Genomic DNA, 13,113 nt, shown 5'->3' on the forward strand with positions numbered 1-13,113 from the left:
CGCCGGTCCCCGGTGGAGGGGGCAGGTCCCGACGGCGGCACTTTGCCCCTGCCTGTGCGCGATGTCAACCCCTGTCACATCCGGCAGCGGAGCCACGGAGGTCACGGCCCTCTCACCGTGGCACGCCACGCGCTCTCGCGGGCAGCCCGCGTCGCAGGGGCCCCGGTGAGGTCGCCTGCCTTCGCCGTACCTGCCTTCGCCGCGTGTGGCGCCGTACCGCCGGCGGCGTGGCCGGGCGCTACCGTACGACGTCCTCCGCGCCGGTCAGCGCGGCCAGCTCGGTCCGGCGGGGCAGCCCCTCGCAGTCACCGGGCACGCTGACGGCATACGCGCCGGCGGCGATCGCCGTCCGCAGCCGCTGCTCCGCGCACTCGCCGGCCAGGAGCTCGGCGAGGTATCCGGCGACGAAGGCGTCGCCCGCGCCGACCGGGTCCACCGCCGTGACGGGCAGCGCCGCCAACCGGTAGCCGGTGCCGTCGATCCGTGCCGTGCACCCCCGCGCCCCGTCCTTGATCACCGCCTGCGCCGGGCCGAGTTCCGACAGCGGACCGACCAGCTCGGCGGCCGTCCCGGCCCCGTCCGGTCCCAGTACCAGCCGGGCCTCCTCGACGCCGGCGAACACCGCGTCCGCGAGTGCGACCAGCCGGCGCAGCACCGGTCGTGCCTCGTCGGGGCTCCACAGTTTGCGGCGGTAGTTGACGTCCACGCTCACCGGCACGCCCGCCGCCCGGGCGCGCTCCACCGCGTGGAACACGGCGTCGTGTGCCGACCGCGACAGAGCGGGAGTGATCCCGGTGACGTGCAGGACGCCCGCCGTCTCCACGCAGCCGGCCGGGAGGTCGTCGGGGCTCAGCCGGGATCCGGCGCTGCCCGCGCGGTGGTAGTCCACGGACAGCGTGGAGCCGAAGCGCCGGTGTTTGACCATCAGGCCGGTGAAGCCCGGATCGCGCACCACCACGGTACGCACGCCTTCCGCCCGCAGGCGGCGTTCGATCATGTCGCCCGTCGCGTCGCTGCCCACGCGGCCGATCCAGGTGACGGGCGCTCCCAGCCGCGCCGCTCCGATGGCGACGTTGCTCTCCGCGCCGCCGATCCCGTATCCGAAAGCGCGGGCGAACTCCAGCGGGCCGGTTTCGGCGGCGGCCACCAGCCCCATCGTCTCGCCGAGGGTGACCAGGCCCCCTGTCCCGTCCGGCGCCGTCACGCCGGCCGCCCTTCCCGCCGTGCGGCGGCGATCCGCGCGGCTGCGGCACACAGCTCGCGGATCTCCTGCCACCTCCCGCCGGCCAGCGCGTCGCGCGGGACCATCCAGCTGCCGCCGACGGCGAGGACGGAGGGCTCGCGCAGGTACTGCCCGGCCTCCTCGGGCCCGATGCCTCCGGTGGGCACGAACCGTACGCCGGGCAGGGCGGCGGACAGGGCCCTGAGCGCCGGAAGGCCGCCGATCTGCTGGGCGGGGAAGAACTTGACGGTCGCCAGGCCGTGTTCGCGGGCGCGCAGCACCTCGCCCGCGGTGGCGGCGCCGGGCAGGACGGTGACCCCCAGTTCCCGGCAGCGGGCGACGACCCGCGGCGACAGGCCCGGGGAGACGATGAACTGGGCTCCTGCCTCGACCGCCCGGTCGACCTGCTCGGGGTCCAGGACGGTGCCCGCCCCGACCAGCAGTCCGGACCTGGCCGAGAACTCGCCGAGCGCGGCCAGGCCGGCCGGCGTGCGCAGCGTCACCTCCACGCAGCGCAGGCCGCTTTCCTGCATCGCGTCGGCCAGCGGTGGAACCGTCCGGGGGTCGTCGACGACGAGCACCGGGACGATTCCGGCGGTGCTCAGCCCGGCGAGCGGGTCGTCGCCGGCACGGGGCGGGGCGTCCTGCATGGGCGCATCGTCTCCTTGGCAGCCAGGCGCGCTCCGGGCGCCTGTCGGGTGGTGGGTCACGGGCGAGCCGGGAGCGGACGGACCGGCGGCCCTGGGTGAAGGCCCGGCGGACCCGTGTGCTCGAGGGGGAGGTCCGGGCGGTCCCGCAGGCCCTGGCCGAGGGACCCGGCCCTCGCGCCCTTCAGTCGAAGACCTGGCGATCTCGCGGCCTCGGCCCAAAGAGCCGGGCCCCGCGGGCCTCAGCCGAAGACGCGGCGCTGGATCTCGCGCCGGTAGTCCTCGAGTGTCTTGTCCAGGTGGACCGCTGCCGCCTGCGCCGCGGCCTCCGGGTCGCCGTCCCGGACGGCACGGTAGATCGCGGCGTGTTCGGCGATGGCCTCCTGCGCGTGGCCGCCGACGGTGCCGTGCAGTCCGATCGTGCTCGACTGGCGCTGGAGCCGGCGGGCTTCGCGTACCGCGTCCACGAGGAAGGGGTTGTGCGAGGCGATGGCGATGCTGGTGTGGAAGTCGTCGTCGCCGCGGTCGAACAGTTCGCGCCGGCCGGTCAGATGGCCCTCCTCGCAGGTCTCGGCGGCGGTCTCGATGGCGCGCAACTCCGCCGGTGTCGCCCGGGTCGCGGCCAGGCGACTGGAGGCGACCTCTTGCACACGCCGGAATTCGAAGAGGGTGTAGACGTGTTCGAGGTCGGTCGGCAGGAAGAACCTCCCCCACCGTGACGACCCCAGCATCCCTTCGTCGTCCGCCACATACAGCCCACGGCCCTTCTGGGCGCGGACCCGGCCGAGCGCCGAAAGGATCTTGACCGCCTCGCGCACCACGGTCCTGCTGGTGCCGAGCCGCGAGGCCAACTCGTTCTCGGTGGGCAGACGATCGCCGGGCTGGAGCTGCAACTCGGCGATGAGCTGGAGGATCTGCTCGGCGATGAGCTCATAACCCGGCCGGTAGCCGCTCGCGGACCGTTCGGTGTTCCCGTTCGGTGTCTCGGTTGCGCCCGCCGCCAGCACGGGATTGCCGTCCAACGGCCTGCCTCCTCGATCGTGGGCCACGTCCCCGCGCAGCCGGTCTCACGGTAGCTGAAGCATACACCTGGCGCCAGGTGTCGGAATATGTGTCGTACTCATTCCCGCCTCTTCGGTGGGTAAATCGCCTCAAGTCAGACATAGGTGAGGCGGCAATGCGTCAGCTCGGGGAAAAGATCTCGAAAATAGGCACGCTCATCGTCTTGACGCCGACCGCTGGCGAAGCTTCTTATGTGTGACCAAAGCACGGCGGTCGCCCCGACTGGGAAGTCCGGGCAACGCGCCGCCGCCTCTCGTCGCAGTCGCCGGCCCCGGCCGGCGCGGGCGGGCGGCCCCATCTGCTGCCCGTATCCCCCGGGTTGACGGGCCCCACGACGTAGTGGAGTAGTTCATGACAGTCAAGTGGCGCGTGGTCGGCGCGAAGACGACGGGGAGGACCCGCAGACGCGCCGGGTTCCTGGCCGCGGGCGGCGCCCTGCTCCTGGCGGCCACCGCGGCGTGCGGCGGCGGCACGGGAGGGGGCAGCTCGCAGGGCGGGTTCCACCCGGTCAAGCAAACCGGCGGCAGCCTGACGGTCTGGGTGGACTCCACCCGCCTGGCGGCGGCGAAGCTGTACCAGAAGCAGAACCCCTCGGTGAAGATGGACATCGTCACCTACGACGGGGACGCGAACGGCTCCAACTACCTGCGGACCAAGGTCAGCCTGTTCAACCGCACCCGCAAGGGCTGGCCGGACGTCGTCTTCAGCTCGCAGAACAACGAGGCGACGTGGGCCGTGCAGGACGGCTTCACCGCCCCCTTGAACAAGGGCCTGATCCCGTCGTCGACACTGGCCGGGTGGGCGAAGGGGGCCAACGACCCCTGCACGGTGAACGGAACGCTCTACTGCCTGCGCAACGACCTGTCCCAGACCGTCCTGTGGTACGACGCGCCGCTGATGAAGCAGTGGGGCTACCAGGTCCCGAAGACCTGGGAGGAGTACCAGGCCATCGGGCGGAAGGTGGCGAGCGAGCACCCGGGCTACCTGGTCGGCTCCGCCGGTGACCCGTGGACGCCCGAGGTCTACATGTGGGCCGGCAAGTGCGGGGCCAACCAGATCACCGGGCCCAAGGCGGCCAAGGTGGACACCGCCGGCCCGAACTGCACGCGCATGGCGTCGCTGCTCGACGGGCTGATCAAGAACAAGACGATGTCGCTCAGCAGCGTGTTCAGTTCCGACTTCGACAAGAACGAGGCGGACAAGGTCCTCATGATGCCCGGTCCGTCCTGGTTCGGCGGCTCGGTCTTCCAGGGCACCTTCAAGACGCCCGCGCACCGGATCGCGGCCGCCCCCATGCCCCAGTGGTCCGGCGACACGGCCGCCTCCACCGGAAACGTCGGCGGCGGCACCTGGCTGCTGTCCGCGCACAGCACCAATCTCAAGGCCGCGGCCGCCTTCCTGACGTGGGCGACCACGGCGGACGACTACCAGGGCAAGCTGGCGCCCGGGTACCCGGCCTACGCCCCGGCCGCGAAGACGTGGCTGGCCCAGCAGGCGTCCTCCGGCTACTACTCCGGAGACATCACCGGCACACTCCAGGCCGCGGCCGACCAGATCTGGCCGGGCTGGGGCTACGGGCAGTTCAGCCAGGAGGCCGTCTGGGCGGCCACCGTGACCCCGAAGCTCACGGCCGGCAAGACCGTCACGTCGCTCCTGCCGGCCTGGAAGGACGCGATCGTGAACTACGCCCGCGCCGACGGCTACCAGGTGACGCAGTGAGCTCACAGGCAACCCATGCGCGCCGGTCGCAGGCACCGGCGCGCAGGGCACTGGGCCCGGCCCGGGCCGGGCACGGCTTCGTCGCCGCCTACACGGTGCTGCTGATCGCGTTCGGCATCGTCCCCACCGGATACGCCGTGTACTTCGCCTTCACCAATGCCGGCGGCAGGTTCACCGGGCTGTCGAACTTCAGCACCGCCCTCGACGACTTCCGGTTCGGTCCCGCGGTCGGCCACGTGGCCTTCTACCTGCTGTGCTGGCTGGTCTCCCTGGTCGTCTTCGTCGTCGGGCTCGCCCTGCTGCTGCACCGTATGGCGGCCGGGGGAGTGAGCAGGGTGCTGCGGTTCCTCTACTACGTGCCCGGCGCCCTGGCCGGGGCGGCGAGCGTCATGGTGTGGCTGTTCGTGCTGGACCCGACGGTCAGCCCCGCCGCCTTCCTGCTGCGGGGACTCGGCTATCACACCTTCGGCCAGGTGATCGCCCCCGGCCACTTGCCCATCCTTTTCACCCTCGTGGCCTTCTGGACCGGTGCGGGCGGCTGGATCGTCGTCATGTACGGGGCGCTGAACAACATCTCGCCCGACGTGCTCGAAGCGGCCCGTATCGACGGGGCGGGCGCCTGGCAGACCGCCTGGCGGATCCAGATCCCCCTGCTGCGCAAGTGGATCGTCTACATGGTGATCCTCGCCTTCGCCGGCGGCACCCAGCTGTTCGTCGAGCCGCAACTGCTGTCGCAGGCCAGCGTCGGCGTGGCCGGCCGCGACTACTCGCTCAACCAGCTCGCCTACGACTTCGCCTTCCAGAACAACGACGTCAACACCGCGGCGGCCATTTCGGTGGAACTGCTGCTGGTGGGCCTGGTCGTGGCGGGCGTCTTCGTCGCCAGATCGGGGTTCTTCGATGCAGACTGACGTCCTGCGGTCCGCCGCGGCCGCCGCACCCCGCCTCGGGTTGCGTCCGGGGGCCGGCGGCGCGGCCCGGCCGCGCCGAACCGGCCGGCTGCGCCGCAATCCGCTGCCGGCCCTGGTCCTCGCACTGTTCGCGGTCTTCTTCGTGCTGCCCGTGCTCTGGCTCCTGCTGGCCGCCACCAAGACCGACGACCAACTCGTCCACGCCAACCCGCTGTCCTTCGGCTCCTGGCACGCCCTGCGGGTCAACTGGGACGCGCTCACCGCCTACCAGGGCGACGCCATCTTCCAGTGGCTCGGCAATTCCGCGGTGTACGCGTCCATCGCCCTCGCGATCACGCTGTGCGTGGCTGTCCCCGCGGGCTACGCACTGGCGATGACGGAGTTCCGCGGCCGCCGCACACTGCTGGTGGCCACGCTCGTCGTCATGCTGATGCCGAACGCGACGCTGGTGGTGCCGCTGTTCCTGGAGATCAACGCGGTCCACCTGATCGGCTCGATGTGGTCGATCATCCTGCCGTACGCGTTCTACCCCTTCGGGGTCTACCTCACATACATCTACTTCAGCACCGCGCTGCCCAGGGAACTGCTGGACGCGGCCCGGCTCGACGGGTGCTCGGAGTTCGGCGTCTTCCGCCGCGTGGCCCTGCCGCTGGCGGCCCCGGTCGTCGCGCTCGTCGGCTTCTTCAGCTTCGTGGCCAACTGGACGAACTACTACCTGCCCTACGTCATGCTGCCGCAGAGCAACCAGTTCCCGGTCCAGGTGGGCCTGGGCACCTTGCTGGACTCCGTCCCGCAGTTCAATCCGACGGCCGGCTCCCTGGAGGTCCAGCGCCCCGAACTGGCCCTGGCCACACTGCTGGCGATCACTCCGGTGCTGATCGTCTTCCTGTTCGCACAACGCTTCCTGGTCAGCGGAATGCTCGCCGGCGCCACCAAGGACTGACCCGCACACCCCGCAGCACAGGCGCGCATTCGCGGCAACCCCTGCGCCGTCGCACGCCTGACGGTGCCGCCATGCCTGAAATGGAGATCCCCTCATGCATCCCGTCATCACGGCCTCGGTGCCGCTGCTGGAGCCGCCGGGCTGGGCGACAGCGCAACGCGAGCTGTTCGACCTGCTCGACCGCGCGTGGCGCCGGTTCGCCCGTGACTTCACCGGCCCGGACGGGCGCCTTCGGTACGACGCGGCGCTGACGTCCCGGGACGGCGTGGACGACTTCTACGAAGTCTTCTTCAACTGGCCCCAGCTCTACCTGCTCGGCGGCGCCGACGACCTGCTGGACCGGGCCGAACGGCACTGGGAGGGCGTCACCGGCCAGCTCACGGAGCTGGGGATGCTCAAGGACGAGTACGAGCGCGGCTACGACTGGTTCCACCAGGGCGAGAGCCTGCTGCTGCTGTACTTCCTGTGCATGGCGGCTCCCGAGCGGTGGCAGGAGCGGGCGCTGCGCTTCGCGGAGCTGTACGTCGACCCGGAGCACGGCAACTACGACCCGGAACACCGCATCATCCGCCGCCCGCACAACGGCAGCGACCCGGAACGCGAGGGCCTCTTCGACGGCGCCGCCTACCCGTGGCTGCCCAAGGAGGCCCGGATGTACGGCTTCCCCCTCGACTGGATCCGGCCGGCCGGCGCCGACGACCCGTCGCTCGACGAGGACCCCCGCCTGGGCGCGGAGATGCGCCGCCGGATGGGCGACGGCGACACGGCGGTCAACCTCGCCGCGTCCGGACTGGTCATGAACGCCTGGCTGCTGTCCGGCGACCGGCGTTACCAGGAGTGGATAGCCGAGTACGTCGGCGCGTGGCGCGAACGCGCCGCCGCCAACGGCGGCATCCTGCCGGACAACGTCGCGCCGGACGGCACCGTGGGCGGACTGCTGGAGGGCCGCTGGTACGGCGGACACTACGGCTGGTCCTGGCCGCACGGCTGGTACAGCGTCGGGCACGCCGCGATCGTCGCGGCCCTGGCCGGGGTGGCGGCCACGGGCGACGAGTCGTTCCTGGACATGGTGCGGCCCGCGCTGGACGAGATCATCTCCCACGGCCGGACGATGCCGTACACCGAGGCGGACTCCAGCCTGGAGTCCAAGTGGACGGTGCAGCTGGCGGAGGACGTCCGGACGCCGACCCTGCACGTCCCCTTCCGGTACAAGGACGGGGGCTGGTTCGACTACAACCCGCCGCTGATGGCCGTCCCGACCGCGCTGTGGCACCACAGCGCCTCGGCGGCCGACCGGGAGCGCCTGGAGCGGCTCCGCGCGGCCGCCGGATACGACTGGCGCACCGTGCGCTCGTTCCGCAGCAAGGAGGAGGCCGGACACGAGGAGCCCTGGCTCGCCTTCCTGGCCGGCGACCATCCCGAGTACCCGGAGAAGATCCTCGCGGCGGCCCAGGCCCAGGTGCGGCACCGCATGGCGCGCATGGAGCGCTACCGCGACATGGACGTCCCCGAGGCGGACATCCACGTGTGGCAGCAGTCCAACCCCGTGGTGACGGAGGCGCTGGTCCAGCTCACCTGGGGCGGACCGCAGGTGGTCTACAACGGCGGCCTCCAGCAGGCCCGGGTCCGCTACTACGACGCCGCCGCCCGCCGGCCGGGCCTTCCGCCCTCCGTGGCAGCCCTGGTGTCGGCCGTCGACCCGGAGGGCACCGTGGTCGACCTGGTGAACCTGGACCCCGAGGCGGACCGTTCGGTGATCGTGCAGGCCGGGGCCTTCGCCGAGCACACCATCCGTACCGTGGAGTACTCGGTGTGCTCCGATCCGTCCTGGATCGGCGACCTCTACGACTACGGCCACCGCGCACCCGTCGTGGAGTGCGCCTGCGCGGACGTCGGCGGCCCGTGGCTGCGCGTCGAGCTGCCCCGCTCCACCCGGGTCCGTCTGACCCTGCGCCTGGACCTGCGCACCCGGCCGCCGTCCTACCGCACTCCGTTCGACCAGCCGTCCGAGCGGAGCACGCCGTGAAGCGCCGCACGCTCGGCGGAACCGGCCTGGAGGTCTCCGAACTGGGATTCGGCGCGTCCCCGCTGGGCGCGGTCTACGGGGCGTTCGCCGAACGCGACGGCATCGACGCCGTGCACACTGCCCTGGACCTGGACATCTGCTTCTTCGACGTCTCGCCGTACTACGGGGCCACCCTCGCCGAGACGGTCCTGGGCAAGGCGCTGCGCGGTGTCGACCGGTCGGCCTACGTCCTGGCCACCAAGGTCGGCCGGTACGGCGACGACGACTTCGACTTCGGCGCCGAACGGGTCGAGCGCAGTGTGCACGAGAGCCTGAGGCGCCTGCGAACCGATCACCTCGACCTGGTCCAGTGCCACGACATCGAGTTCGGCGACCTCGACCTGATCGTCGAGGAGACGATCCCCGCCCTGCGCGCGATGCAGGCCGCCGGCCTGGTGCGCGCGGTGGGCGTCACCGGGTATCCGCTGGACGCCCTGGAGTACGTGACGACCCGGATCCCGGCGGACACGGTCATGTCCTACTGCCAGTACACCGTGCAGGACCGCCGCCTCGCGCAGTACGCCCGGCGGTTCGCCCGGGGCGGTACGGCGGTGATCAACGCCTCGCCCCTGGCGATGGGAGCGCTCACCGAGCGGGGACCGGCCGCCTGGCATCCGGCGCCCGCGGCCGTGCTCGAACGCTGCGCCGCGGCGGCGGCGCTGTGCCGGGCCCGCGGCACCGACATCGCGCGGATCGCCCTCCAGTTCGCCGTCACCACCGGCGGGTTCACGTCCACGGTCTTCGGCACCTCCAGCGCGCAGAAGGTGCGCGACACCGTCGCATGGCTCAACCGGCCCATGGACGAAGACCTCCTGCACGCCGTCGAGGAGTGCCTGGCTCCGGTACGCGACCAGGGCTGGACCAACGGCCGTCCCGAGAACCAGCACCCGGAGCGGCGACCATGACCACGTCTTCCGCAGCGTCTTCCGCAGCGTCCTCCGAGACGTCCCCCGCGGCGGCCGCCGGCGCCGCGCGGCCCGCGCCGCCGGTCGACGCCCACGTCCACTTCTGGAACCCGGGCCCGCTGTCCTACCCGTGGCTCGACGCGGTTCCCCCGCTCAACCGTGCCTTCACCGCGGACGACTTCGCCGACGCCGTCCCCGAACCGCTCGAAGCGGTGTTCGTGGAGGCGGGACGCGTCGGCGGCCAGGCGGGCGACGAACTGGAGTGGGTCCGCGGCATGGCCAGGACCCGGCCGTGGATCCGCGGAGCGGTGGCCCATGTCCCGCTCGACGACCCGACTGCGGCGCCGGCCGTGATCCGCGCGTACGCCGACGACCCCTTCGTCGTCGGTGTGCGGCACAACATCCAGGACGAGATCGCCGGATTCACCCGCGGCGCCGACTTCCGCGCCGGGCTCGACCTGCTGGGACGAGCGGGACTGCCCTTCGACGCGTGCGTACGCGAGCACCAGTTGACGGAGCTGGCCGAACTGGCCGAGGGCTACCCGCGGGTCCGCATCGTCCTGGACCACCTGGGCAAGCCGTCCCCGGCCGGGTCCCGTGCCGAATGGAGCCGCGCCCTGCGCAGACTGGCGCACGCCCCCAACACGGTGTGCAAGCTCTCGGGCCTGGCCACCGAGGCCGATCCCGGCACCCCGGCGGAGGACCTGCTCGCGCTGCTGGGCGAGGCCCTGGAGGTCTTCGGCCCCGGCCGCTGCCTCTACGGGGGCGACTGGCCGGTGATGACGCTCGCCACGTCGTACGGGCAGTGGCTCGATCTGGTGCGTACGGCGCTGGCCGGCCTGCCGGACAGCGACGCCGAGGCGGTCCTGCGCACCAACGCCGTACGCATCTACGGGCTCGACCGGGCCGGCGGAACCGGGACCGTCCCGTCCGCCACAGGAGAGGAACCGGCATGAAGCGTGTCGCCCAGACCATCCGGCTGCGGCCGGAACACCGCGAGGAGTACCTGTCCCTGCATCGGGAGGTGTGGCCCGGGGTCGAGGCGGCACTGCGCGCCGCGAACATCCGCAATTACACCATTTTTCTGCGCGAGGACGTTCTTTTCAGCTACTTCGAGTACCACGGCGAGGACTTCGCCGCCGACCTCGCGTCCATTGCCGCCGACCCGGACACCCAGCGCTGGTGGGAGCTGACCGACCCCTGCCAGCAGCCGTGGCCCGATTCCGGCGCCGGCGGGCAGTGGTCCGATCTCCAGGAAATCTGGCACCTGACCGAGGAGTTGCCCGCGTGAACGCACGACGCGTCTCGTATGTCGCAGCCGGAACGCTGACGGTGGAAGACGTGAAGACCGCGCCACCGCCCGCGGGCCACGTCCGCATCGACGTGGCGTACACCGGAATCTGCGGCACCGACCTGCACGTCTACCACGGCGCCATGGACGCGCGGGTGGATCCGCCGGGCGTGATAGGACATGAGATGTCCGGACGCGTCGCTCAGACCGGCCCGGGCGTGACCGGATGGCAGCCGGGCGACCACGTCACCGTCATGCCGCTCGCCGCCTGCGGGCAGTGCCCGGCGTGCCGGGCCGGCCACTCCCACATCTGCCACCGGCTGGTGTTCATCGGCATCGACGCCGACGGATCCCTGCAAAGCAGCTGGACGGTCCCGGCCGACACGCTGGTCCGCCTTCCCGACGACCTGCGACTGGACCACGCCGCCCTGGTCGAGCCCACCGCGGTCGCCGTCCACGACGTCCGCCGGGCGGCTCTGGAGCCGGGGGAGAAGGCCCTGGTCGTCGGCGGCGGACCGATCGGCCTGCTCATCGCCGTTGTCGCCCGGCGATCCGGGGCCGATGTGCTGCTCGTCGAGCCGGACCCCTACCGCCGGTCCGTCGCCGAGAGCCTCGGCCTGACCGCCCTCCCGCCCGGGACCGACGACTTCACGGACGCCCTCGCCCGCTGGAGCGACGGCGCGGGCGCCGCGGTGGCCTTCGAGGTCTCCGGCGCGGCGGCCGGAGTGACCACCGCGGTGGACTCCCTGGCCACCCGCGGACGCCTGGTGCAGGTCGCCATCCATCCCCAGCCGAGGGAGATCAGCCTGCACCGGTTCTTCTGGCGGGAGCTCACCCTGATCGGCGCGCGCCTGTACGAGCGCGGCGACTTCGAGACCGCGGTGGCGCTGATCGCCGGCGGCGACATCCCCGCCGAGACCCTGATCTCCCGGATCGAGCCGCTCGACCGCGTGGTGCGGGCCTTCGAGGCGCTGGAGTCGGGCGACGGCGTCATGAAGGTCCTGATCGACTGCCGGTCGGCCGAAGCCGGGGGCGCCCGATGACGTACATCGGCACGCCCTTCGATCTGTCCGGACAACTCGCCGTCGTCACCGGTGCCCGCCGCGGCATCGGCCTGGCGATCGCCGAGGCGCTGGCCGCGGCCGGCGCCGACATCGTCGCCGTCAGCGCCGCCATGGAAGCCTCCGGCAGCGAGGTGGAGAAGCGGGTCACCGCGCTGGGCCGCACCTGCACGCCACTGCGCGCCGACTTCGCCGACCGGGCCGAGGTCTCCGCTCTGGCCACCGCGCTGGGGGACTTGGACCGGCCGGTCGACATCCTGGTCAACAACGCCGGCACCATCCGCCGCGCCCCCGCCGCGGAGCACTCCGACAGCGACTGGGACCACGTACTGACCGTCAACCTCGGCAGCCAGTTCAGCCTCACCCGTGAGGTGGGGCGCCGGATGCTGGACCGGGGCCGCGGGAAGATCGTATTCACCGCTTCGCTGCTCAGTTTCCAGGGCGGGATCACCGTCCCGGGCTACACCGCGGCCAAGTCCGGGATCGCCGGCCTGACCCGTGCGCTGGCCAACGAGTGGGCCGGGCGCGGTGTCAACGTCAACGCGATCGTCCCCGGCTACGTGGCGACCGACAACACCCGGGCACTGCGCGACGACCCCGCCCGGCACGCGGCCATCCTCGACCGCATCCCCGCCGGCCGCTGGGGCACGCCGCAGGACATCGGGGGAGCGGCCGTCTTCCTCGCCTCCTCCGCCTCGGACTACGTCCACGGGGCGCTGCTGCCGGTGGACGGAGGCTGGCTCGGCCGGTAACCCCTCCCCGCCGGTGCCCCGCGCGCCCCGCCCGTGACGCATTGCCGTACCGGCACGGGCGCCCGGGCACCGGTGCCGGCCGCGGCCATGCCGCACCAACACGGCGCCTGCACAGCCGGTGCCGCTCCGTCGAAGAGGAAAGCGGACGACGATGTCTGGTTTCTGCCCGGGCCGGGAACGCGGCCCTCCCGCGACCCGAGGCCGGGCCGCCCGACGCCACTGCCGAGCGCATGCCGTCGCGGCCCGTTCCCCCAGGAACGGCCCGAGCCGCCGGCCGTCGACCGCACCGCCGTATCCCGGTGGTGACGGGGTCGGTTCCACCCCGGAGGTCCCCCGCGCGGTGACTTCCGTCCCCGCCACCGCGGCGAATCCCGTGGCGGTGCGGTAGAGGACGGCGCCCCGCAGGCGTGCCGTCATGTCACGGCTTGCTCCAGTTCCGGCCGGCGAGGACGACCGCCGGCCGTCACCGAGACCGGTACGCGCACCCCGCATGGGCCCGGCGGCCACGGCGCCGCCCGCTCCGGCGAGGACGGCG

12 protein-coding genes are annotated in these 13,113 nt (G+C 72.3%); 9 read left to right on the forward strand and 3 right to left on the reverse strand.

The window, feature by feature from the left end:
• Window positions 1-238 precede the first annotated feature (238 nt).
• The 3 genes from ITX44_RS00335 to ITX44_RS00345 all read right to left on the reverse strand — a co-directional run bounded on the left by ITX44_RS00335 (window position 239) and on the right by ITX44_RS00345 (window position 2,873).
• Window positions 239-1,204 (reverse strand): sugar kinase, encoded by a 966-nt coding sequence (locus tag ITX44_RS00335; protein WP_307795016.1) that lies wholly within the window; start codon window positions 1,202-1,204, stop codon window positions 239-241.
• On the reverse strand, window positions 1,201-1,872 hold the full coding sequence (locus tag ITX44_RS00340) for a bifunctional 4-hydroxy-2-oxoglutarate aldolase/2-dehydro-3-deoxy-phosphogluconate aldolase (protein WP_205354902.1): 672 nt from the start codon (window positions 1,870-1,872) through the stop codon (window positions 1,201-1,203). Before ITX44_RS00340 ends, ITX44_RS00335 begins: the two co-directional genes overlap by 4 nt.
• Window positions 1,873-2,111: 239 nt before the next feature.
• Window positions 2,112-2,873, reverse strand: a complete 762-nt coding sequence (locus tag ITX44_RS00345) for a FadR/GntR family transcriptional regulator (protein WP_205355375.1) — start codon at window positions 2,871-2,873, stop codon at window positions 2,112-2,114.
• A gap of 409 nt (window positions 2,874-3,282) precedes the next feature.
• Between ITX44_RS00345 and ITX44_RS00350 the strand changes: the two genes are divergently transcribed.
• The 9 genes from ITX44_RS00350 (at window position 3,283) to ITX44_RS00390 (ending at window position 12,578) form a co-directional block, all read left to right on the forward strand.
• Window positions 3,283-4,650, forward strand: coding sequence for an ABC transporter substrate-binding protein (locus ITX44_RS00350; protein ID WP_205354903.1), 1,368 nt, complete (start codon window positions 3,283-3,285; stop codon window positions 4,648-4,650).
• Window positions 4,651-4,700: 50 nt separating this feature from the next.
• Complete coding sequence (locus ITX44_RS00355) at window positions 4,701-5,561, forward strand: carbohydrate ABC transporter permease (protein WP_236059812.1); 861 nt, start codon at window positions 4,701-4,703, stop codon at window positions 5,559-5,561.
• Window positions 5,551-6,504 (forward strand): carbohydrate ABC transporter permease, encoded by a 954-nt coding sequence (locus tag ITX44_RS00360; RefSeq protein WP_205354905.1) that lies wholly within the window; start codon window positions 5,551-5,553, stop codon window positions 6,502-6,504. The genes ITX44_RS00355 and ITX44_RS00360 overlap by 11 nt, the downstream gene beginning before the upstream one ends.
• Window positions 6,505-6,598: 94 nt before the next feature.
• Window positions 6,599-8,530, forward strand: coding sequence for a DUF8034 domain-containing protein (locus ITX44_RS00365; RefSeq protein ID WP_205354906.1), 1,932 nt, complete (start codon window positions 6,599-6,601; stop codon window positions 8,528-8,530).
• Entirely contained in the window at window positions 8,527-9,474 is a 948-nt protein-coding gene (locus ITX44_RS00370; protein ID WP_205354907.1) for an aldo/keto reductase, read from the forward strand. Before ITX44_RS00365 ends, ITX44_RS00370 begins: the two co-directional genes overlap by 4 nt.
• Window positions 9,471-10,430, forward strand: coding sequence for an amidohydrolase family protein (locus ITX44_RS00375; RefSeq protein WP_205354908.1), 960 nt, complete (start codon window positions 9,471-9,473; stop codon window positions 10,428-10,430). Before ITX44_RS00370 ends, ITX44_RS00375 begins: the two co-directional genes overlap by 4 nt.
• Window positions 10,427-10,765: an L-rhamnose mutarotase gene (locus ITX44_RS00380; protein ID WP_205354909.1), complete on the forward strand. Its 339-nt coding sequence runs from the start codon at window positions 10,427-10,429 to the stop codon at window positions 10,763-10,765. Before ITX44_RS00375 ends, ITX44_RS00380 begins: the two co-directional genes overlap by 4 nt.
• Complete coding sequence (locus ITX44_RS00385) at window positions 10,762-11,808, forward strand: zinc-dependent alcohol dehydrogenase (protein ID WP_205354910.1); 1,047 nt, start codon at window positions 10,762-10,764, stop codon at window positions 11,806-11,808. Before ITX44_RS00380 ends, ITX44_RS00385 begins: the two co-directional genes overlap by 4 nt.
• A complete protein-coding gene (locus tag ITX44_RS00390) occupies window positions 11,805-12,578 on the forward strand; it encodes an SDR family oxidoreductase (RefSeq protein WP_205354911.1) in 774 nt (257 codons plus the stop codon). Before ITX44_RS00385 ends, ITX44_RS00390 begins: the two co-directional genes overlap by 4 nt.
• Window positions 12,579-13,113: the final 535 nt, after the last annotated feature.

This window comes from Actinacidiphila acididurans, from assembly GCF_016918855.1.
Classification (GTDB): domain Bacteria; phylum Actinomycetota; class Actinomycetes; order Streptomycetales; family Streptomycetaceae; genus Actinacidiphila; species Actinacidiphila acididurans.

What these genes read in the sequence shown, in the direction of transcription:
- ITX44_RS00360 (WP_205354905.1), top strand. Translation starts at nt 5,551, where the DNA reads ATGCAGACTGACGTCCTGCGGTCCGCCGCGGCCGCCGCACCCCGCCTC.
- ITX44_RS00380 (WP_205354909.1), top strand. Translation starts at nt 10,427, where the DNA reads ATGAAGCGTGTCGCCCAGACCATCCGGCTGCGGCCGGAACACCGCGAG.
- ITX44_RS00350 (WP_205354903.1), top strand. Translation starts at nt 3,283, where the DNA reads ATGACAGTCAAGTGGCGCGTGGTCGGCGCGAAGACGACGGGGAGGACC.
- ITX44_RS00365 (WP_205354906.1), top strand. Translation starts at nt 6,599, where the DNA reads ATGCATCCCGTCATCACGGCCTCGGTGCCGCTGCTGGAGCCGCCGGGC.
- ITX44_RS00375 (WP_205354908.1), top strand. Translation starts at nt 9,471, where the DNA reads ATGACCACGTCTTCCGCAGCGTCTTCCGCAGCGTCCTCCGAGACGTCC.
- ITX44_RS00340 (WP_205354902.1), bottom strand. Translation starts at nt 1,872, where the DNA reads ATGCAGGACGCCCCGCCCCGTGCCGGCGACGACCCGCTCGCCGGGCTG.
- ITX44_RS00390 (WP_205354911.1), top strand. Translation starts at nt 11,805, where the DNA reads ATGACGTACATCGGCACGCCCTTCGATCTGTCCGGACAACTCGCCGTC.